At 54.5% G+C, this 21592-nt stretch carries 18 protein-coding genes; 7 read left to right on the forward strand and 11 right to left on the reverse strand.

The genetic code is table 11. The features are described 5' to 3' along the window. Nucleotides 1-65: 65 nt before the first annotated feature. Nucleotides 66-2300, forward strand: coding sequence for a CHASE2 domain-containing protein (locus tag ACOQFT_RS03375; RefSeq protein ID WP_421596649.1), 2235 nt, complete (start codon nucleotides 66-68; stop codon nucleotides 2298-2300). A 119-nt stretch (nucleotides 2301-2419) separates the two neighbouring features. Here the strand turns inward: ACOQFT_RS03375 and ACOQFT_RS03380 are convergent, their stop codons facing one another. Both ACOQFT_RS03380 and ACOQFT_RS03385 read right to left on the reverse strand, forming a co-directional pair. After that, complete coding sequence (locus tag ACOQFT_RS03380; protein WP_421596650.1) at nucleotides 2420-3166, reverse strand: pyridoxine 5'-phosphate synthase; 747 nt, start codon at nucleotides 3164-3166, stop codon at nucleotides 2420-2422. Nucleotides 3167-3175: 9 nt separating this feature from the next. Then, nucleotides 3176-3826: a pyridoxamine 5'-phosphate oxidase family protein gene (locus ACOQFT_RS03385; protein WP_421596651.1), complete on the reverse strand. Its 651-nt coding sequence runs from the start codon at nucleotides 3824-3826 to the stop codon at nucleotides 3176-3178. 60 nt (nucleotides 3827-3886) lie between these two features. Between ACOQFT_RS03385 and ACOQFT_RS03390 the strand changes: the two genes are divergently transcribed. Beyond that, nucleotides 3887-5323, forward strand: coding sequence for a PLP-dependent aminotransferase family protein (locus ACOQFT_RS03390; RefSeq protein ID WP_421596652.1), 1437 nt, complete (start codon nucleotides 3887-3889; stop codon nucleotides 5321-5323). 281 nt (nucleotides 5324-5604) lie between these two features. Here the strand turns inward: ACOQFT_RS03390 and ACOQFT_RS03395 are convergent, their stop codons facing one another. Together ACOQFT_RS03395 and ACOQFT_RS03400 are read right to left on the reverse strand one after the other, a co-directional pair. Then, nucleotides 5605-6063, reverse strand: a complete 459-nt coding sequence (locus ACOQFT_RS03395; RefSeq protein WP_421596653.1) for a phage regulatory CII family protein — start codon at nucleotides 6061-6063, stop codon at nucleotides 5605-5607. A 238-nt stretch (nucleotides 6064-6301) separates the two neighbouring features. Next, complete coding sequence (locus ACOQFT_RS03400; RefSeq protein WP_421596654.1) at nucleotides 6302-7645, reverse strand: type IV secretory system conjugative DNA transfer family protein; 1344 nt, start codon at nucleotides 7643-7645, stop codon at nucleotides 6302-6304. 336 nt (nucleotides 7646-7981) lie between these two features. Here ACOQFT_RS03400 and ACOQFT_RS03405 point away from each other — a divergent pair, with 336 nt between their 5' ends. The 4 genes from ACOQFT_RS03405 to ACOQFT_RS03420 all read left to right on the forward strand — a co-directional run bounded on the left by ACOQFT_RS03405 (nucleotide 7982) and on the right by ACOQFT_RS03420 (nucleotide 11705). Then, a complete protein-coding gene (locus tag ACOQFT_RS03405; protein WP_421596655.1) occupies nucleotides 7982-8578 on the forward strand; it encodes an SET domain-containing protein in 597 nt (198 codons plus the stop codon). Between the two features lie 74 nt (nucleotides 8579-8652). Then, complete coding sequence (locus ACOQFT_RS03410; protein WP_421596656.1) at nucleotides 8653-9840, forward strand: hypothetical protein; 1188 nt, start codon at nucleotides 8653-8655, stop codon at nucleotides 9838-9840. A gap of 71 nt (nucleotides 9841-9911) precedes the next feature. Then, nucleotides 9912-10544: an SET domain-containing protein gene (locus ACOQFT_RS03415; protein ID WP_421596657.1), complete on the forward strand. Its 633-nt coding sequence runs from the start codon at nucleotides 9912-9914 to the stop codon at nucleotides 10542-10544. Between the two features lie 99 nt (nucleotides 10545-10643). Further along, nucleotides 10644-11705: a polysaccharide pyruvyl transferase family protein gene (locus ACOQFT_RS03420; protein WP_421596658.1), complete on the forward strand. Its 1062-nt coding sequence runs from the start codon at nucleotides 10644-10646 to the stop codon at nucleotides 11703-11705. 350 nt (nucleotides 11706-12055) lie between these two features. Here ACOQFT_RS03420 and ACOQFT_RS03425 read toward each other — a convergent pair whose 3' ends face one another. Beyond that, nucleotides 12056-12235, reverse strand: coding sequence for a hypothetical protein (locus ACOQFT_RS03425; RefSeq protein ID WP_421596659.1), 180 nt, complete (start codon nucleotides 12233-12235; stop codon nucleotides 12056-12058). 212 nt (nucleotides 12236-12447) lie between these two features. Between ACOQFT_RS03425 and ACOQFT_RS03430 the strand changes: the two genes are divergently transcribed. Beyond that, entirely contained in the window at nucleotides 12448-13626 is a 1179-nt protein-coding gene (locus ACOQFT_RS03430; protein WP_421596660.1) for a hypothetical protein, read from the forward strand. A 501-nt stretch (nucleotides 13627-14127) separates the two neighbouring features. On the opposite strand, the gene ACOQFT_RS03435 is transcribed toward ACOQFT_RS03430, so the two are convergent. The 6 genes from ACOQFT_RS03435 to ACOQFT_RS03460 form a co-directional block, all read right to left on the reverse strand. Continuing rightward, nucleotides 14128-15069: a hypothetical protein gene (locus ACOQFT_RS03435; RefSeq protein ID WP_421596661.1), complete on the reverse strand. Its 942-nt coding sequence runs from the start codon at nucleotides 15067-15069 to the stop codon at nucleotides 14128-14130. Nucleotides 15070-15244: 175 nt separating this feature from the next. After that, on the reverse strand, nucleotides 15245-15505 hold the full coding sequence (locus tag ACOQFT_RS03440) for a hypothetical protein (RefSeq protein ID WP_421596662.1): 261 nt from the start codon (nucleotides 15503-15505) through the stop codon (nucleotides 15245-15247). A gap of 182 nt (nucleotides 15506-15687) precedes the next feature. Then, on the reverse strand, nucleotides 15688-17562 hold the full coding sequence (locus ACOQFT_RS03445; RefSeq protein ID WP_421596663.1) for a TniQ family protein: 1875 nt from the start codon (nucleotides 17560-17562) through the stop codon (nucleotides 15688-15690). After that, nucleotides 17552-18601, reverse strand: a complete 1050-nt coding sequence (locus ACOQFT_RS03450) for a TniB family NTP-binding protein (protein ID WP_421596664.1) — start codon at nucleotides 18599-18601, stop codon at nucleotides 17552-17554. Before ACOQFT_RS03450 ends, ACOQFT_RS03445 begins: the two co-directional genes overlap by 11 nt. After that, complete coding sequence (locus ACOQFT_RS03455; protein WP_421596665.1) at nucleotides 18540-20678, reverse strand: Mu transposase C-terminal domain-containing protein; 2139 nt, start codon at nucleotides 20676-20678, stop codon at nucleotides 18540-18542. Before ACOQFT_RS03455 ends, ACOQFT_RS03450 begins: the two co-directional genes overlap by 62 nt. Then, a complete protein-coding gene (locus ACOQFT_RS03460) occupies nucleotides 20675-21448 on the reverse strand; it encodes a TnsA endonuclease N-terminal domain-containing protein (RefSeq protein WP_421596666.1) in 774 nt (257 codons plus the stop codon). Before ACOQFT_RS03460 ends, ACOQFT_RS03455 begins: the two co-directional genes overlap by 4 nt. Between the last annotated feature and the right edge of the window lie 144 nt (nucleotides 21449-21592).

The following is a 21592-nucleotide window of genomic DNA, read 5'->3' on the forward strand; positions in this document are numbered from 1 at the left end:
CACTTCAGACGATGTCGTGGCAACGCCCGCACGTGCAGGGATGACCACGGCATTCGGAGGCTAACGTGACCGGAAAGCCCAGGGAAAGAACAGGGCGACGACGAGCCTTTCAGCTTGTGGGGCTTGGACTGATCCTGTTCGGGTGTTTTATCAGGGTTCTCGACCCTTACCCGGTGCGGATGACACGGCTGATCTATTTTGATCTGCTGCAACGCATTTCACCACGCGAATACAACCCGGACCTTCCTGTGCGCGTGGTGGATATCGACGAACAGTCGCTGGCCAACTGGGGGCAATGGCCCTGGCCCAGAACCTTGCTGGCGCAGATGGTCAGAAATCTGGGCGAATACGGCGCCGCCTCGATCGCGTTTGACATGCTGTTTATCGAACCTGACAGATTCTCACCCGTGCGGCTGCTGAATGATCCGGCGCTTGCTGGTGTGGTTTCGGTGGACCACCATGCCTCGAAAATGGACAATGACGTGCTGTTCGGTCGGGAGATCGCCAATTGGCCGGTTGTCCTGGGGGCAGCCGCCCGACAATCCGGTGACGGACGGGCCGTCACGCCCCACGCCGGTATCATCGAAATCGGAGAAATGCCTACCGCGGGGCTGGTTTCGGTCCCTCATTGGACGCCCCCCGCCCCACCGCTGGATCGCAGCGCGGCGGGCATCGGCGGGGTCAATGTCTCGCCTCTGGGCGGTATGGGTATCATACGCCGTGTTCCCGTCCTTTGGGGCGGCCCGGACGGGGCGCTGCCGGGGCTGGGCATCGAAGCGCTCAGGGTCGCGCTGGACGAATCCATCGTCATTGCCGAGGGCACGCCGGACGAAGCCGGCATCATGCTGGCGGTCGAGATCGGAGAATTTCGGCTGCCGACCACGGAAAACGGCGAAGTCTGGGTTCGGTACAGGCGCGACAATCCGGACCTGTACCTATCGGCCGACGACATCATGCAGATGCAGGACGATCCCGCCATACGCGCCGAAATCGAGGGCCGGATCATTCTGGTCGGCACCTCGGCCGCAGGGCTGTTCGACATGCACCAGACGGCGCTGGGTGAATCGGTTCCGGGCGTGACGATCCACGCGCAAATCCTGGAACAGATCCTTACCGGGGAGATGCTGAGCCGGTCGGATGTAACCGCCGCCCTTGAGCTGCTGTCTTTCGTCACTCTGGGCATCGTGGTCACGGCTGTCATGGCCCGGTTCGGCGCGGTGGCCTCGTTCGTGGCGGGCGGCGCCTCGGCGGCGGTTGTTCTTGCCATCAGCTGGCTGGCGTTTCAGAACCAGCTGGTTCTGTTCGATGTCACCTTTCCGCTGGCGGGAGGCATGGCCAATTTCGGCCTTCTCGCAGGTTATCTTTTCATTTCGACCGAGCGGGAAAAGCGGGTGATCCGGCAGATCTTTTCGCACTATGTCGCCCCCGAAATCCTGGATGAGATGGAGGGGACGGGCCATCAGCTGCAATTGGGCGGCGAAACACAGGAAATCACGGTGATGTTTTCCGATATCCGGGGGTTTACCCCACTGTCCGAGTCGGTGTCGGCTACAGATCTTGTCACCCTGCTGAACCAGTTGTTTTCACAGATCGGAGATCAGATCCTGTTGGAGCGCGGCACCATCGACAAATTCATCGGCGACGCGGTGATGGCCTTCTGGAACGCGCCGCTTCCGGTCGAGGATCACCCTTGCCGCGCGGCGCAGGCGGCGCTGTTGATGCGGCAGGCGTTGACCGACTTCAATGCCTCGGACGTCATGACGGGGCGGCCACCGATTGCCCTGGCCACGGGCTGTGCGACCGGTCGGGCCTGCGTCGGCAATATCGGGTCCAAACGCCGGTTCAACTACACCGTGATTGGGGATGTGGTGAACGTCGCCGCGCGGATCGAACAAAGTTGCCGCCATGTCGACTATGACATCCTGGTTTCCTGTTCGGTATACGAAAAAACCAGGCAAGACATGGCCATGCTCGAGGCCGGGTATGTCGATCTCAAGGGCCGCACCGATTTGGAGCCCGTCTTTATTCTGGTGGGCGACAACGCCATGCTGGACACGCCCGCGTTCCAAAAGCTGGACGCAACCCACAAGAAACTGATTGAGGCCATTCGGGGTCGTCAGCCACCGGATCAGGTCGAGGCGATCTGCGAAGATTGCATCGCGCAGGCACGTCCTATCGAACCCGGCCTGCTGAAATTTTACGGCGCGCTGTCCGGCCGAGCGGCCGACTTCAGGTCCGAGTTCCAGTCCAGCCAGTTGATTTTCAGCCACCACGAACGCGAAAGCACGCCCTCAGCCTGACGAGCTTCGAACGGGCGGCCAAGCTTATCCGTCAGGCGAGGCGCGTGCGCGCACCCAGGGCCGGGTGCATTCCTGCTTTCAACGTTGCCCTTTTCGACCGCTCTGTTCCCTGGCAGCTTTCATCCTTCGGCAGATGCGCAGGAACCCAGATAGCGGCGGACAGTTTCGGCCATCCCGAATGTCAACGCATCGCAGAACAGCGCATGGCCGATAGAGACCTCTGCAATCGACGGGATGCGGGTAATCAGCTTTCGCGTCCCGCTAACCGTCAGATCGTGACCCGCATTGACCTGCAGGCCCTGCCCCTTGGCTGCAGCTGCTGCTTCGGCCAGGCGCTCAAGCTCCCGATCTTCAGCAACGGGATCGCTGTGGGCACCACCAAACGGGCCAGTATAAAGCTCGACCCGATCAGACCCCGTCTGGGCTGCATGGCCCATATGTGTCGCGTCCGGGTCGCTGAACAGTGACACACGATGGCCGTTTCTCTTAAGCCCGGCAACCACCCCTGCCAGCATCGCGCCCTGCGTTTCGAAATCCCAGCCATGGTCGCTTGTCGCCTGCGCGGGATCATCCGGCACAAGCGTCACCTGATCCGCGCGAACCTCGTGAACAAGCGACAAAAGCCCGGGATCGGGATAGCCTTCGACATTCAGCTCACGGTCCGGAAACTCTGCATCAAGCAGCACCCGCAGCGCCCGCACATCGCTGGGCCGGGTATGGCGTTCGTCTGGCCGGGGATGCACCGTCACACCGGCAGCACCCGCTGCAAGGGCGATCCGGGCCAGATCCACCACATCCGGCCACGGGTGTTCGCGCCGGTTTCGAAGCAGGGCTGCAACGTTCAGATTCACCGAAAGGTCTGTCATGTCACTGCCCTACAACTGAAAAGACTGCACATGCGCGGGCACCGGGATACCGTCGATGTTGCGGGGATCGGGGATCGGGTCGCCGACCGTGGTGTGGACGGGAATGACCCCGGCCCAGATCGGCAGGCCGTAATCCTCTTCCTCATCCTTGGGTCCGCCGGTGCGGATCTTGGCGCTGCCTTCGGAAATCTCCATGCCCAGCACCATGGTCGCCTTCAAATCCTGCGCGTAATCCGGCCGCAGACCTTCATAGCGCCTCGGAAACAGGCCGTTCACGAACCGGGCAAGTTTTTGCAGTTTTTCCTCAGGCTCTTCGACCTTGAATGCCGATCCGAACAGCGTGACCGAGCGCGAATTGACCGAATGGTGCATACCCGACCGGGCCAAAACGAAACCATCAAGGATCGCCACCGACAGGCACACCTGTGCATCGCGCGCATTGCGCAGGGCGCGACTGGCCGAGGAGCCGTGCCAATAGACGTGATTGCCCTCGCGCCATTGCAGGGTTGGCGTGACAAATGGCCTGCCATCGATCACGTATCCCACGCTGCACATCGGTTGCGCGTCCAGAATTTGGTTGATCGTGGCGCGGTCGAAATGCCCCCGCTCGTGCGATCTGCGCAGGCGCGTTCTGTCGGTGATATCCAGTGTCTCGTTCATAGTCATAGCTCGGGTTTGTTCTTGCCATGACCGTAATGCCCGGATATTGGATGTCAGCAAATGTCCAATTTTGAAACTTTTTCTAAGGCCAATTTGGATCGAGACCTGTTTGCGATCTCACTGGATACGTCGCTGAAGACGTCATTGCAGGCCCAGTTGCTGGATGCGTTACGGTCCATCGTCTCAAAATCTCCGAATCTGGTCGGTGCGCGCCTACCCGCCAGTCGAACGCTGGCGTCCGAGCTTTCGATCTCGCGCACGACGGTGCAGGCGGTCTATGATCAGATGATCAGCGAAGGGTATCTGGTCACCCGGCAGGGCAGTGGCACTTTTGTCGCCAGCGAAATCACCCACCTGTCGCAGCCTCAGCCGATCCCCCGACCGGCCGGTCCGGTGGCCGAGGAATGGCGCCCCTTTCAAACCGGGTTGCCCGATCAAACCCTGCTGCCACACCGGCAGTGGGCTCGCTACCTTGAGCGCGCCTGGCGCAGCCCGTCGCCGGCGCTTCTGACCCGCCCGGACCCGCTGGGCTGGCATCCGTTACGTCAGGCGATCTCGGACCACCTTGCTGCGTGGCGTCACCTGTCCTGCGATCCCGGTCAGGTGGTGATCACTTCGGGTGCACGCGAAGCATTTGAGGTGATTTTCCACGGCCTGCTTGGCGCGGGCATACAGGTCGCGGTTGAAGACCCCTGCTGGCCCAAACTGCACACAATCCTTGCCGACACGGGCAACAGCGCCCATCCCGTCCGCATCGACGCGGACGGGATGGATATCGAACGCATTCCAAGCGGTATACGCGCCACGATCATCACCCCATCACGGCATTATCCTACAGGTGTAAGCCTGCCCCTGTCCCGCCGGGTCGCCCTGTTGGATTGGGCACAGCAGACCGGTGCCGTCGTAATTGAAGACGATTATGACAGTGAATTCCGATATCGCGGGCACCCCCTGCCCTCGCTCTCGGGACTCGACGGTCTGAACAACACGATTTACCTCGGCAGCTTTTCAAAACTGGTAAGTCCGGCGCTGAGGATCGGGTATCTGGTGGTTCCCAAACGCTTTCTGCGCAGCACGGTGGCCTATCTTCGCCATGTCGGCCCGCGCGCCTCATTGATCCCGCAGCCGGCTTTGGCTGCGTTCATGAACAGCGGCGAGTTTGCCATGCACCTGCGGCGGATGCGGCGGGTCTATGCCCGGCGTCAGAGCCATCTGCTAAACGCGCTGGCCCCGGTTGCAGACCTTCTGGACCTTCAGCCAGACGCGTCCGGAATGCACCTATGCGTGTCGCCAACGGCATCGCTGGTTGATCGGATGTCCGATCTTGAGATCAGCAAGCGGGCCGAGCAAATCGGCCTGCGCGTCAGCGCCTTGTCAGCGCACTGCGTATTACCTGAAAAACTGCAGGGGTTGTTGCTCGGATACGCTGCCTTTGACGAGGAAACGCTCTCGGACGCGACGGAACGGTTGATTGCCATCCTTCGCGCAAAAGCCTGAACCGCGCTTGGGAACGTTTTCCACACCTGTGGTGGGCACCAAGGCATCCCCAAAAAGGACATGTTTTTCATCATGGAATGGAATCGCGGTGCCTGTGAGTGGGGCACATGCCGCAAATGCCCTTCTGTATGTTCACTTTGGCATCACCGCCAGCAAGTGCATTTGCTGACGCCGTTCTCGGCAACAAAGCTCTGATTGCCGACGCCCCTTTTTCTGATCTAACCGAGACCGTTGGATCAGGTTCGCGTGAGTGAGGTCAAGCGCTTGGCAACACTGCAGAACTACGCACAGCGGTAGCGAGCGACATGGGCTCGCAACGTCGCAATCGCGCGTTCCGCATTTTCAATGTCCCGCTGAATTTGGATAGCCTCACGATGATCCACATGCCCATCGCGCAACGCGGTCTCGACCTGCGATGCGGCTTCCGATGCTTCAATAAGCATTCGGATAACCGAATGGCGCAAGCTTTCTTGTTCCGTCAGGTTGGGCTCGTCCAAGGCACCGCGCTCGGCAGCAATATAGCCCGTGTTCAGCAAAACCCAGCTTACAATTCGCGCATCTGGCACAGCTGCGATCAATGCCCGCACTTCCTCGGGTGAAAACACGACACGGTTGCGCAGCCGGGCGTAGAACGCATCATAAGACAGACCCACGGACTCAGCGATTTCAGTCAACTGTCCTCTTGCGGTGTTCGTCAAAACGCCATGCACAAGATCTGCAAATTCTTTCCCACGATCCATCCCCGACCCCTTTTTAACCAACCGAAATCCCTAAACCCAAACGGCACGGCTTGATATGTCGCGCCCCACGGATTCAACCATTTGCACCTAAAACCAATCAGGAGTTCTGGCCTTCACGAGAACAGGAAATCACGCTTCTTGGCCTGTTTCAACTCTAACGGGTTGCCGGGCTCCAAACCGGTCCGAATGGACTTTGGGTCCTTCGATTTCTGTTTCTGCTGGGCCAAGGATCCGCAGTTTATCGCGTGGGGCTAAGCGGTGCGGCCCGCCACAGCCCCTGAAACGGCTCCATCTCAAAGTATCGTTCCAGGTTAATCAACTGCCCTCGCTGGCCAGCCCGGTGCAGCAGTGCAAGGCGGGGCTTCAAGGGCTTGTGCGCCCAATCCGGGAAACCCAGCCGGTCGGCAAACTCTCTTTGCGCGGCGGAATTGTGAAACCCGAACCCGCAGATCGTCGAGGTATTGTTCAAAATGGTTGCGCAGGACTTGGGATAGCGCGAGGAGATCTGCTCCAGGTCCTGCCAAAAGCTCCACAAACGCACCCCGTATCCGCGCATCAAGGTCGTGGCCGTTTCCAATTCCGGCAGAAAGCCAAGGTGCCACGCTTCGTCGATCAGGAACAGCGTTTCCCGCGGCGGCAACGTCATTCGGGTTTGAAACAGCGCCATCAGCGCGCCGAGCCAAAGGCGCAGAATTGGTCCTGCATTTGTCAGCCGATGCGGCGGCACGACGATATAGATTGTGATCTTTTCACCGCGAACCAAAGCGGCGGGGTCAAACGTTGTTTTTGTGATCGAAGACTGGATAAGCGAGCTTGAAAAGGAAGGCATCCATCGCTGCGCCGTGGACACAATCGAAGCTTTTACCTTCGCTTCCGCACCGGAAAGCTGAGACAGCGCCCGCCGGATGACAGTATTGCCAGACCGCCGGCAATCCTTGACCGTCAGTTCAAGGTCTTTGTTCGACTGCATTGCCTGATATGCAACTTCCGGCAGGTTGCGCAGGCCCCGAGGCATCTCTCCGCAAACATAGGCCACCAGATCGGCGATCATCTGGACCGCACTTTGATCCCAGAACGGGTCACTGACCGATTGATCGGGGGCCACGCGCTTTGCCAGTGCGAAGCATTCCTCCTGAAAGTCGGGGCGATTGGGGTCAATTAAATCCAGCACATTGAAGGCCCCGGCGTCATCCTCGGGGAACAGGGAAAAAGGGTCCAGCAGCACGACCTCATGCCCCATCTGCTTGCGGGCAGCTGCAGTCGTTGCCCAGGCCTCTCCTTTTACGTCCAGCACAACGGCGGGGCCTTGCCACGTGAGAAGCGCAGGAATGAGATGGCTTGCCCCCTTCCCGGAACCGGTTGGCGCGACGGAAATGATGTGACCCTGATGATGAGGCGTCGCCCAGTCCGGCGGAGGAAACGACTGCGGCTCGCCCGGACGGAGAAATCCGGCAGGTCGCTCAAGGTTCTTGGGCACCCTGCGCCCCAACGGCAATTCAGGAAGTTTTTCCAATGAATTCGAACCATGCTTCTGTTTGAATGCACGCATCAAGGACGCTCCTGTTTTGTCGAGAGAGACCATGAGTTATTCATCTAAGGCGGGAATTGCTTTCAAAATAGGCAATCGGATTTTGTGGGGCGAATAATATCGCCGGGCCTGGCTTTCCTTTTGCCCATTCACCGAAGGCCGCGTCCCACCTTCAATGAATAGCGGCACCATCGACCCAAATGAGGCTCACGCGGCACAGGGGATTTCGACAAGCCACCCAAATAGGCGTACGAACCAGGGATGAACGACGGGTAGAAAGCACATTTTCAACATCACGCTCGAACTTTCGGATCAAGAACGGCACGGTTGCTACCAGTGTACTTATAAGGTACTCCCCCGGTGGCATCCTAAACCATGAAGAGGACCCGCATGGAATTGTTGGCCTCCCTCAAACATGCAATTCTAAGAACTTTCGGACGTCGACAAAGCGCAAGCGAAACTCGCACCTTTCCACCCGAAAATGCGCAATCCTTATCCGTGGGCAATTCCGATATCGATCGGCGGGGTTCGTTCGCGACGTCTGACATCCCGGAAGGCCAGTTCATCAGGCGCATGAGTGGTGAGGTGCTGAATTTTGAAGAGGTCAATCGCCGGATTCTGAGCGATCAACTGTCTCCGGACGACCCCCTGCAAATTGACAATGATCTGTACATTGATTTGGATGCTCAATCCTTGGCAATTAATCACAGCTGCTCCCCAAACACCGGGATAAGAGGGCAGAATGAACTGATTGCCATTCGTGATATTCGCGCTGGGGAAGAGGTGACCTTCGACTATTCCACCACGGTCAGTTCCGACGTAGCCGCCGAGGACTGGAGCATGGCCTGTCAGTGTCAGTCCGAGAATTGCAGGCAGACGATTGGCAATGTGCTGACGGTCCCGGAAGAGTTGCTGGAAAGGTACATGCGCCTGAATATGTTGCCACAGTATATTCAGGCCGAGCTGTCCAAATCGTCCCATAGATAGAAATGCCCGCAACGATCATGCTAAGTGGTCACATGTTCGCCTCCGAGCTTTGCCAAACCTGATCTGGAATAGGAATGACGACTTTAACATTGGAGGTCGAAGACGCGCCGTCCTTAGGCCGACAAAACATCATTCTTCATGGTGACAATGGCGACACCGTTCGCGTGCATACCGAACTAAGCGCGCCGGGATCAGATCCACTGACGTTGGATAGCCCGCTGTGCCTGGTCATTTTCCACGCTATGCAGCACTGCAAACGGCTGAAGATAGACGGTGTCATTAGCGAAAAGCTCTATCGCAATATCATCGCTTTTCAGGAAGCCTGGCATTGTCACTACCCGGGGTGGTATCAGATGGTGGAGATCGAACCACAGGGCATCGCCAGATCCGATGATACCGCACGAGAGACAAAAAACCGTGGTGTGATCCAGACATTTTCGGGCGGTGTGGATTCGATTTTTACGCTGCAAAGACCTCTGAGTCCTATCAATACTGCAAGCGATGGAACATCCAGATCGGCCGTTCTGGTTCACGGTTTCGACATTCCCCGTTCCAATCAAAAAGACTTCGACGCTCTTCGTAAACGCATCGAGAAAATAACCGATGCTGCCGGCGTCGAGTTGCATGTCGTGAAAACATCGCTCCGTGACAGTTTGCCGTCCAATTGGGAGCATAGCCATGGTGCCGCGCTTGCCGGGATATTGCACCTTTATGCACACGACAACTATGCGGGGGCAATCGCCAGCTCGGACCCCTATAACTACGTCAGTTTCGTTCCGCATGCCTGGGGGTCCAGTCCGGCTACTGACTATCTGCTATCGGGCGATGAAATCGAGATTATCCACGACGGTGCGGGATATTCGCGTCCCCAGAAAATTGCCTACTTGGCCGAAGAATGGCGTCAAATGCTGGAATTGGCGCAGTTTTGTTGGGAAGGCGATGATCGCTCGGAGAACTGTGGAGAATGTGACAAGTGCATTCAAACCCGTTTGGCTCTCAGGGCCGCTGGTCAGGACGAACTCATTTGTTTCAAAACCAAGTTTGAGCGCCGCATGATCAAGCAGCTAAAACTCAGCGACGGAACTATGGGTGACCTGCTGCCCTTGATCGATTTTGCAGACGAGCGAAATTGCTCTGAACCATGGGTTCGGGATATCAAGGAACAAGTCAGTCCCTTCATGCCAGCAATGTACAAATCAGATGGTTCTCTCGCGCGATCGTTAAGGTATTTTCGGTCTGCCGTCCGAGAACTCATCTCCTGACCACGACACGAATCCAATGTGCTAGCCCGGTCATCCGAACACGCTACAAGCCAACATAAAAGAGCAGCCACGTGATACATCCTGATACACAGCTCGTCGCAATCAACGACGCCACAGGTTCGGGCATTGTGGCAACTGCCGACATCCCAAAAGGCACAATAACCTGGTGCCGAGACACGCTGGATATCGTCTTGACGCCCGAACGTACCGAGCGCCTTCCAGATGTCCTTTATCGCGACTTTTTGAAATACGCTTACCGCAGCGATCAGGGCCTCTACATATTGAATTGGGACAACGGCCGGTATCAAAACCACAGCTGTGACCCAACCTCGTGCCTGGTCCGTGGCTACGACTGCGAAATCGCCATAAGGGATATCCATGCGGGCGAGCAGATCACGTCAGATTATGCCACATACAATGTCGGTGCAAAGTTTCAGTGTGGCTGCGGATCACCAAAATGCCGAAATATCATCGACCCTGGGGATAAGGAACAAAGATGGCTCGACCTTCAGCCAAAAGTGTCCGATGCTCTGGAACTTATGAACAACGTCCAACAGCCCTTGTCGTCTGTTGCGCTGAACTTCCCGACGCCTGAACAGGCGCTAAAGGGTGCAACGCAAAGGCAATGTCCCAACCACAATCGCCCGCCTTCTTTTGCAAGTCGACTACGCGCGCGGTGGGATGCTTTCACTGAACGCAAGTAGCCATTGCGCTGAGGTACTAAGGTTTTCGGATCGTATCGTTTTCACAATGCGGCCATTCACGCAGATGGTTTGTGATCCGGTGGAGGACTGGGATTTGGAATGCAGAAAGCGTGCGTCTGCCATGGACGTGATAAAGAACAAGAAAAGTTTATGGTAGAAAGTACAGAGTTTTACCTCGGGTCCACCCTGAATCGCATCGAAATTGCATTGGATGATGTCCTGGGCGGTGAACCGTCGTCCAATTGGGCACTGCTCGATTTCCCTGCGCATGCTAACGTAGGTGACAATGCAATTTGGCTTGGTACGAACAAGCTACTCAGGAGCCACTTTGGGCGAAGGCCGCGTTTTGTCTCACGGACATTGATTTATCCGACCAGGTTGCGGGAATTCATGCCAGACGGGACAATTTTTCTGTTGGGCGGAGGCAATTTTGGTGACGTGTGGGAGTGGTATAGTAGCCACCGTGCAAATACGCTCAGGTTATTTCGCGACTACAAAATCGTGCAGTTGCCGCAGTCTATACACTTCTCGGATGAAAGCGGAGAGGCCGTCAGGGAAACACAGGCGGCTATTGCAGAACATCCTGATTTCACCTTGATGGTGCGTGACACAGCCAGTCTGGAATTTGCCCGGAGGAATTTTGATTGCACTTCAGTGCTTTGTCCTGATCTGGCTTATGCATTGGGCCCTCTCGCTGCAAAAAGAAAGCCTTCAGTCCCGATTCTGGCTTTGACCCGTGATGATCGTGAAAGAAAAGTGGACTTGTTTGGCCAGCAAAAACAAGGAAGCATTCTACAGGTCAATGACTGGGCACATGAAGAACGGTCGCAATTACAAATCGAATTGGCACCTAAGATCGCAGAATCAACACCTTACTCATCTGCTTTGCTTATGCGCCTCGTTGACAACGCTTTTTGGAATTGGAGCCGATGCAATTTGCAACGGGGAATTGAACTGCTTGGGTCGGGCGAGATAGTCGTGACGGACCGCCTGCATGGCCATATTTTATGCAGCATGATGGGCAAGCGCCACGTAGTGATGGACAATTCCTATGGCAAGCTATTTGGGTACTTGGATACCTGGCAGGGGAAAAAGCTTGCTTTACGGGCCTCGACGTCTTGCGAAGCATTGTCGATAGCAGAAGCTCTACTGCAAGAGTAAAGGAAGGATATGCGTATTGCAGCAAGGGTGAGACGCCACGGATATGCAGATAGGTACCCGCACCAGTTCACCATTCGGGCCAAACTACCAACGGGCGCAGAGACCGAGTTATCTAAGATTGTTAATGGGCACGGAGATTGGATGTTCTACGGCCACGCTGGCCCTGATGGACAGAGAATCATGCGTTGGCGGCTGCTGGATCTTTGAGCTTTCAGAGATGCATTGATCCGACAACGAACGATTGGCGCACGGATACACATGGGCGACAAGTGCAATGCTGATGGGACTTGCTTCAAGTGGTTCGATATTCGGTCATTCCCGAATGAGCCGCCATTAGTTGTGGCAAAGGGCTAATTGCCGAAGAATCGGAATGGCAGGCGTTTTGGCAGGTAGCAAACTGTCAAAATACTTTTATTAGTATTTTCAATGTGTTGATTTATGTTGGGCGACACATAGTTTTGCCATTGCGGCGCGGCTAAAGCATTGATTTTCAACCAACTGGAATTTCCTCGGCGCACCAGTTTTGCCATTTGCGACTCAAAGGTCTTCCATCGCATCAAAGCAGCCTGATGGCTGCCATTGGTCTAAGACACAGAGAAAGCCCGAAATGAGCCCAACCTGTGCATTGCGTAGACCGCAGCGAACGTCCGTTTCTGAGTTTTTTCCTTAGAAATGACAGAATTCCATAAGACATGTTCTGAATTCTAGAGAACGGTTTTTCGGGTTTCAGTGGAGCATCAACGTGGTATTTCAGCTTGATGAAGACTCGGCGGCCAAGCTGTCGCCCTTGGAACTGCCCTGTATGGAGGCAAGCGCGCGCGATGCTTTCCGCTTGGTTGTTGAGCATGCACAAGCAAGCAACACAGGGATGGTTGACCTTTTGTCGCTCGCAGCGGCACGTGGCTATGTAGCCCATCCTTGCGATTGGTTTCCGACCCCGGATTATAGCTGGCAACCTCTTCCACTATATCAACCTTGGGTCGATCAAGCGGCGGAATTAGGTATTCGTTGTGGTAAAGGCCCCACCTTTCATTCCCAAGTGACCCCTACGAGTGAGAACTGGCATCGTCATGCAGCTCCTGTTGCATCATTTTCAAACTTTTTGGCCAAAGATCGCCCCGCTGCACATCGGCTTTTAGATTCTCTAGACACCCTAAAATGGGAGTCCTGGAGGTCTGAGGTTATAGGCGAGCTTGGAGGCCATCCAACTGACACGCCGATCCTTGAACGATTCGCAGCAGAAGGATCTGAAAAAATTCGGGAAAAGGCTCTCCTTGTTCTTGAAGGTATGGCTGGCGAGCGCACTGATGAACAAGTCGCAGAAAAAGCCGCCGAGCTATTTGAAATCCGTGAGAAGCGCGTTGTTCCGATTTCTTCTGTTGATCCGAACTCCACGATGCCCATTTTCACGAAAACACGGCTGGATCATTTTTCCAAAAAACTTGGAATGTCCTCGCTAGAGCTAATCAACGCCTGGGACATGGAGTATTTTCATGCTCAATTCGCTTCAATGGTTGCAAAAACAGGCGACGTGGAAGCACGGTCTCGTATGGCTGTTCGCATGATAGAGGCCGACCGCCCTGTCGGCTCACAACTCTATCACCTCTATCGTGATGTGTCTGAGGAGCTTTGGGAACGGGCTTGCAAACAGTCTTTCGAATCCGTTTATTCGCACAACGTACTAGAGTTACATGGTTTCGGCCGATTGACCGTAAAACAAGTTCAAGCTTGGGATGAGTTCAGACATATAGAGGCAACAATCGCAAATCCACCAGGGCGCAACTACGGTGATCCTCTACATCTTCTAGGTCTAGGTGCCGACAAGGAAGCAGCGAAGATGATTTATGATGAAGCTATTGGTTTTGGCCTCAGTCAATTCGATCCAAGGCTGAGTACTTTGACTTTCAACTTGTCCTTGTAGTTCGAAGCTGCGATGTGTGACGTGTTTGTCGGTTGCTGGGTAGAGTTCTTGATCAATACAAGTTGCGTCGCTGATGCGCCGTTTCTCATATTACAAGACGACAGGATACATTGCCCAAGTACCTCGTTCGCGCGGTCCCATATGTGTTTCATTCGCTGCGAGGAACAGAATTTTGCCGCCATTGGCACAACCGCAGTGAATGGCGGCTGCTTCATGCGTTCACAAATGTTCTAGATTTTGGCCACTTTTGCAGCTTCGGGCCCCCTGGGCCAATCAGAGCGGCCATTTGGTTACAAAACCCAAATGGCCGTTTGGTCCGCGTTGCGGTCATTGAAGACAGGTGTCTCTAACGGCAAGTTTTCGCAACCATTGGGTGACTTGCCGCGCCATACCCAACCACTAACGTCGTTGAAGCGGTTTTATGTGAAGCGATCTCTGGTTGAGTGACGGCCATTCATTGGAGTTAGTACGGAACCCTTTCCCGCCAGACAACAACCATCGTCACTTCACCTTCTTGGAACTATCGACCATTACCTTTGCCAGCGCCGATGCCGTTTCGATCAACTTGGGGTCAAAATCGGCGGATTGCTGTTCCGAGAATACTGAACCACTGTCGATGTTCCAGTGCTGGAATGCTTCTTTGAGTTCTGACCAATCGCTGTTTGCGCCAAACGATTTGAGGTAGAACTCACCGAAGGATATTGCATGGCTCCGGTCGGCATTCCGTAACGACTCCACCATGTACGACTTGCCCAAGGTGAATGAGAATTTTGCAATGGCGATTATCAGACCCATCGAAATTAGGCCGAGCAAACCAACTTCCAGCAGGCTGTAGACGTTCGACTGAGCTTTGTTGACTTCCCCAAGCCGCCATAGGCTCAGGGCTACCCCCACCAAAAGAACAACACAGGCAAAAACGTACCACGTGTGAGCATAATTCCGATTGCGAGTTTCCCGCTCCTTCAAGTTCTTTTGGCTCTTTTCGATAAACTCCGCTGCACTTGCCTCAACGGCCTGCCTGAGCTCACTTTTTTGTCTCTGGCGATCAGTTCTGTATCTGAGCGCATTTCCGATTACTGTTCCAACTTCATCAAGATCGTGACCTTCGCACCTTCTTCTCTCGAAACTGCTAACAATCTCGATGTCACCGTTTTCGATAAGCCGTATTTCTACTATCTCTAGAAGTCCAAGCTGAGAAAAATAGTCTTTAACTCTCTTAAATTCGTTCTCGGTGGCTCTTAAATCGCTAAAATCCTTTGGCGCTACAATTACCAGCACATCAACTTGGGAAATTGATTGATATATATCCTCATGGAAGTTGTTTGTGCCTGTTTCTTTGTAAATCGAAGATTGCACTCTGTGATTATGTTCCGAGAGCACCGTTTGAAGGTCGTCGCCGAATTGGGCGTCGTGGTCAGAAATAAGGATGTAGACACGGGCCATATTTGAACCTTTGGAACCTAACAATTTTGGCAAAGACTATCTGTCCTTCTAAACCAGAGCCAGGCTTGCTGGGCAACCAAACCACCGATTATTTGTGCTAGGGCTTGTTGACTGGCGCCCTTGCAAAATGGGACTATGGAAACATCAACTGCACAAAACCCAAACCGCCGGTCAGCTATCCTTTGTCAAACTTCTGGATCACCTCCGGTGGCAGCATATGCCGGAAACACGGAGGCGTGTTTTGCCACGCCTCCTCGTCAGAGAAGGGCTCAGTTCTGACCTGCATTCGGTCGATATCTTCGCCCTCGGCTGGGTTCAGGTTTACGCCAAGAATCTTTAGAATTTCTCGCAACCTCGCTTGCCCCGCTGGTGTCGAAACTGCGCCGCTGCGCTCCAGCTCGTGAACCTCAGCTTTGAGCTCTCGCGTGCTGGTCATTGGCACTCTTTGCTGAGGCTGGTTCCTATCCATTGCGAAAAAATCTAGCACCTTTTCCAGTTGGAGGATTTCCGATCGTCAGCAACGCGACCACTCTGTCTTGACCAGCCAGCTTGCATGCACCCACGATACCACAGTTTTGCATTTTTGTTGGTGCTTCCCTAGTCAATAAAACCGTGCAGTCACTCCGCAGTACGATCCGCACTTTGGGTTTCTTTGCTTGTTGGAACAACAAGTCCGATCTTGCGCAATCGCGCTTCCAATCCACGCCTCTTGTAGAGCCGACTGACACCTGGCGGTGTATCCAGTGGGTAAATGCCCCGGGCTTCGAGGTGACACCCAAATGGCCCGGGCGTTCTTCGGTATCGAAATGCCATGAGCCCCAGAGTGTCGTATGTCCACAGAAACCTCTCAATACTAGCCTCAGAAATAGCGGTGACCGATTGTCGGGATTTTGGACTACGCATACGTGCGGACATCACCAAATTCTGATCAATCAGATAGTTGATCGTCTGGTGGGTCACCCGCAGCTTTGTCGCAGCATCGGAACGCGTGATGCCGGGCATCACCAATTTGGGCAAAGCACAGCGGACTTCGTCGAGATCAATCGCAATACCATCAAGACCGGTGCGATCCATGTCGGCAGAGATCGCCTTAAGCTTACCAGCCACGATGAGCGCCAGAATCTCTGCTGATCGGCATCTCAATCGCTGCGCCACGTCCGCCAGCGGCAGTAGATTTGCGACACTGCCGGAGGTGTTGGCAGCGCGGTCTGCCACCGAAGTCATCAATGCCTGAAGTTTTGCGCGATCGTATTTTGGCCGATGATCCAGAGCATCAAGCTCTTGAGTTACCAAACGCAGCTCGCACAAATCCTGAAGCATCTTTTGTTTTGTATGGAGCATCTTCAAAGCTTCGGTGGCCGTTATCCGCCCTTGAATTTCGTCGGACATCGTAGCCACGTCCTTATGCTCGATTGCGCGCTTCAAGGATATGCCATCAACGCTCCCACCACGTTCAGCCAAGCCGTTGAAGATAAGGTATCGACCGATACGTTTGCGTTCCATTCCAAGCGTTTTGCAGGCCGCTTCGACAGTATAAACAGACCGTTTCGAACACGCGCGACCAAGTACCTCGTAACCATCCGGCACCGGGTAGTGCTCAAAGATATATTCTCGCACGATGCGGCGGACGGGCTCCACTTCTTCTGGAAACGGGGTCTGATACATCCATTCATAGAATGCACCAAGATCTGACTTCTGGCGTATCGTTGACAGTGCCTGATCAGAGATCAACGTTCCCAACGTATCCAGCAAACCGTCCTGGCCAGATTTCAAAGCATCATACCCCGCCTTCCCTGCTCGGTGCATTTCCGCTTCCGTGGCCTTGCTGAGTTTGGCTAAAGGCCCAAAAAGCATCACAAAACCGAGCGTTTCGCAGAGTTTTGTTGCCGCATGAAGTGATAGACCATCCAGAAACGTATGCTGCCTTACCCCTTCCAATCGATCGAAGACATATTGTTCAAACTCGGATGGTTCGCGCGACACCGGGCTCTCCGAAGCAGCCAAGATCAAATCCCAGTTTTTCTCCACTTGGCCAACGAAATCATAGGCGTTGATCGCATATTGCTCGGTCGGAAGCTGCAATAACCCAACTGAGTGCTTTGCACAGCAACGAATGGATGTCAGTTGCCAGTAGTAGCGGCGGTAGGCACCATTTTCACCATGCTGTTCAGCATCCTCGCGAAGGCACTTTGGGCAGACTTGCACACGTGTCCTGTAAATTGTTCCCTTGGCGCATCGGTGCCCGCGGATCGTGTAACGCCCGTTTCCGATTGTTTTTATGGACCATCGCGACAACAAATCAGGGTCTGCACCTCCAACCGCCGAAATACGTGCTAGAAGCGTTTCATCTCCACGAACATAGTCGTGCCATTTGAACCCAAGATCGGCGCAAAGAGTGGTTGGAGAGCTGAGACCACAGTAACGGGTCAATCGTGACACATATGACGTGGGTGTTTCAAAAGGATTCAGTGGAAATGCAAGCTTATGCTCCATGTTTTCCTCCACTCTCTGTCAACATTCCATTGAAACTCACTGTCCCCATGACGGCACGCGGATCGATTGCGAGATAGTCTGAAGCCAGGAAGGGATTGAGCGCAGGAATACAGCCGGATTTCCGCTGAAACGCTGTCACGAAATGCCCGATGCCGAGCTCAGCGTGACCGGCAAGCAACGCGTCCTCGACGCCCGCCAAAACGGTTTCAATGATCAACCCAAATTCATTGGCCCCCGCATGAACCAGGCGTGCTCGAAAGTCGCAATTTTGAAGGTCTTTTCCAATTGCCAGCTCAGCCACTTGGCAATACCGCTCCAGCATCGTCGCGATCTCATTACTATGGGACGACACCGACACCGCCTTCAACTGAACAATACTCATCCGCCTCTTGAGCTGGTCATCTACATTGATCATGTCGATCACCTTTGGCATGCCTGACAAGATCAAACCGACCGGCCAGTCCTTGTTGTTCATCAGTGATTTGAGCGTATTCACGACCGCGTCACGCGCCATCGGACTGGTATTGGAATAGAGGTCTTGCGCCTCATCAAGATGCACAAAAAGAGTTCGGCGTTCCCTGAGCAAATGGCGAACCTGATCCCAGATGAATGCGGCAGGTTTGTCTCGCTGCAAGGGATACCCCAAGGCATGCAGCATTGAAGATCCAACGTACTTAAGCGTCGCGGGTGATGGGATCTGTAAGCTGACAATCTCGGCAATAGCATTTCTGTCTTGAGGATCAGTTTGGCCTGAATACCTACTGATCAACCTGTTTACGGCAGTGGTTTTGCCACTCCCTGACGCGCCCACAACCGCAATGCCCTTTGCTTCAAGATACGTGTCGAGAGACAAGACCGCGCGACGACGGCGCAACAATCGATCAAATTGCTCCTGAAGGTCCCGGTAGGGCTGATGTGTGATAAAACGCGTCCTCAGTTTAGCCAGTTGAATATCGACACTCTGAATGTCGGAATGATCAATCATCTTCCCAGCTCCAATCTTGTTGATCGCGCGCTTGGCTTTCGTTTGAACGGTCATCAGTCGTCAGCTCCTCGGAATTTTCTTCACCTTCTTCTGAGAGTGGGATCAGTCGACCAAACAGGTCTTTCTCTGGGGGAAGATCAAAGCCGCCTGGATGTTCGGCCTCAATGCTCAGGCCCAGGAACAAATCATCATGCGCGTGCTGTAATCCTTGCGGTGTAATACGGCGAAGGTGGTTGCCGAACCGGTCTTGTTCTTGTGCATTGATTTGAGCGATCCGCTTCAGCGCGCCCACGACGACATCTTCATAAAGCGCAGCTTCACTTCGGTGTTTCAGTCTGAGTTCCAGTGCCGCCGCGCGCCAGTCTTCCAGAGAGACACCCTCAAAACATCGCTGCAACGCGATGGCCGCAAACCATTCTTTTCCGATACGAACCATGATCCAGCCCAGATCGGTTGGATCAACACGGATATCGACCTCGGTGTCATGATCATGCAGGAAGAAATGCCGAAGGGCGGCGCAGGTATAATCAATACCAAATGCCGACACACCTTTTCCGGTGACGGTTCGAGTTAATTTGAGACCAAATGCCCGCTTGCGTGTTCGATCGCAAATGTCGGGTGCAACACCTTTTTCCGCCGATAAACGCTGCCAGCAATTACGCGGCGTTTCGCCCTTCAGCCCTTTATGCGGCTGGTTGTGATACACATCCACCACATACAAAACGAGCATCTGCATGAGAGCGTCGTCTGAAATAGATGCTACATCCTCTGACGGATAATCACCTCGGCTTTTGGGATTGCCGAAGGTTCTCCCGATCAGGCGCGGCATAAGCGCCGTGCCAAATGTCCCGAAAACCCGTTCCACCTTCCCACGAAGCTTGGGCACACCCGCAGTGGGCGTCTCCACATGGCCGCCTGCATCATGAACGGCTGTGTGAAACACATCGTTTGCAAACGCAGCGCCTTGATCGGTCACGACGGAGACGAGGCCGCCGCTCTGGTCCCAACTGCCCGAACAGCCCGCTGCTATGGCGAGTTGGCTTTTGTCGCGTGTGATGTCGGCTAAAGTTGCAATGGCATCCGCTGTATTCGGCTGGACAGCCAGTCGCATACCGACAATGCACCGCGTCGCGCAATCAATAGCGACATACAGCCAACGACGTCCCCGTTCGATTTGCGCCAGTTCTTCGGGCGATAGTGAATCCAGCGCGCCCCTATCGGCCAGAATACCGATGAGATCGACGTTCCACTCATCTATCTCAACGCGCTCAAGAGGGTATGTCGCGTCCAGTCCATTTTCCCAGATCACCAAGTCGCGGTTGGTCTCCGCTGCGCCGCGCCTATGAACCCGAGTAAAATATGGATCGAGTGCTTTGACCGCCCTCTCTATCTTGCGCTTCGACGGAAGTCTAAGTTCAGCTTGGCCCGCGTTCTGACGTCGCTGGTTCTCTTCCTTAAAGCGCCTTTTACACTCATCGTAGACGATCTTTGCCGACACCTGCTGCTGCGTAAGGAACTCGTTCAACGCCTCCGCGATGATGCGCCGACCAGCACCACAAAAACGGTCTGATCTGTTCCCGCACCGATGGTAGCGCGGGATCAGATTGAGAGGCGATTGGCCACCTTCTTCGTATTTTTTCAACCATTTCCGGAGCGATGTGGCGCAAGGTGGTTTGCGGCGTGTTATCTCTCGCCCCGCTCTAGGACGCTTCCACTGGTACTGATTGACGACATCTTGCCGGTCAACGATTGCCATCATCAGCGGCAAGGCTGCTTCGATAGAGGCGTCAGTGCGGTTCACGCGGCCCTCGGTTTCGAGGGAACGGAAAGCCTGGCAATAGGCCAGCTTCCAAAGTACCTGCCCGCGCATTTTCTCCGGTAGATCGCCGATAGCGTCGACATTGGCGTTTCTTCTTTGTTTGACCGCCTCCGGTCGAAAGTAATCCCGCTCGAACACTGTTGTCGGGAGCTTCAAGGTGTCCCTCAGTTCTGAGTTGGTAAATATCCATGTCCTGAATGCTGAATCCGTTCGTTCAAAAACAACTTCAACATCAGATTGTGCTTTGAACTGATAGCTGATGCCGTCAACGACAAGCCGATCGAAGCGCGATAGCCGCATAAATGCAGTCATGCTGCACCTCCCACAGTCACCAGCGTGTCCATGCCAATAGGTCGGGTAAGGTCAGCCACCAGCAAGCCATCATAGATTGCCAGGAAGACCGCTCGAAATCCCTTCCCACCTTTGGCAAGCTGATCACAAAGCGCACTTATCCGCGCTGGCAGCTCGACCGATGCCAAAAGTTCGCGAAGCTCAATTTCCGTCTGTCTGCATCGATGCCACGAAAACTCGCAATACCTTTGGGCATTGATCGCTTCTCCGCGTTGAAAGTCTTGATCCGTAATCAGCACGACATCATCGGCAAATGTCTTGCGCATAGACCGCCGAACGTGCCGAAGTTCTCTCGCAAAGTTTCGCTTGAGCGCATGTTTGGCGGGCTTGACTGCAACTGCGAGCCGTCGCCCAGACCTAAGCTGAACCCAGAAATCAAAAACATGGGATTTGCGACGCCCTAGATGATCCGTATAGAAAACAGGTACAGGCTGCTCTCTGATGTCCACGACATCTTTGTTGGCCAGGAACAGCCAAAGCACCCGCTGTTCAAGTTTGCTCTCATACTGGATGACGCGTGTATGATTGTCGGATGGTAGGTGCGCAAGGATAGCGCCTCGTGAACTGGCACGGGATCGCTTGGGTATGTTTCTCGTTGCACGGCTTGGCAGCGGGGCAAGGTCCCCGCGATCGGAACTGTCGTCGTTGTCGTTCATGTTGTTTTTGGAACGGTTCGACACGCGTTGTGCATCCCAAACCGCTTCCACCTTCTTCTGAGTATCGAATTGCAAAACCAATCCATGTCCATCGCCCGTTCGAGCGATGAAGCGGTTGACTTTTGGGGTCACAAGAGGGAAGAAGATGTATCGGTACGGTATCGATACTGATTGCAAAGGCCCTAGAGAGTTGCCGCTCTCGGGGCCTTACTCATTTCC

Source organism: Ruegeria sp. MALMAid1280 (genome assembly GCF_049195285.1).
Lineage (GTDB): Bacteria > Pseudomonadota > Alphaproteobacteria > Rhodobacterales > Rhodobacteraceae > Ruegeria.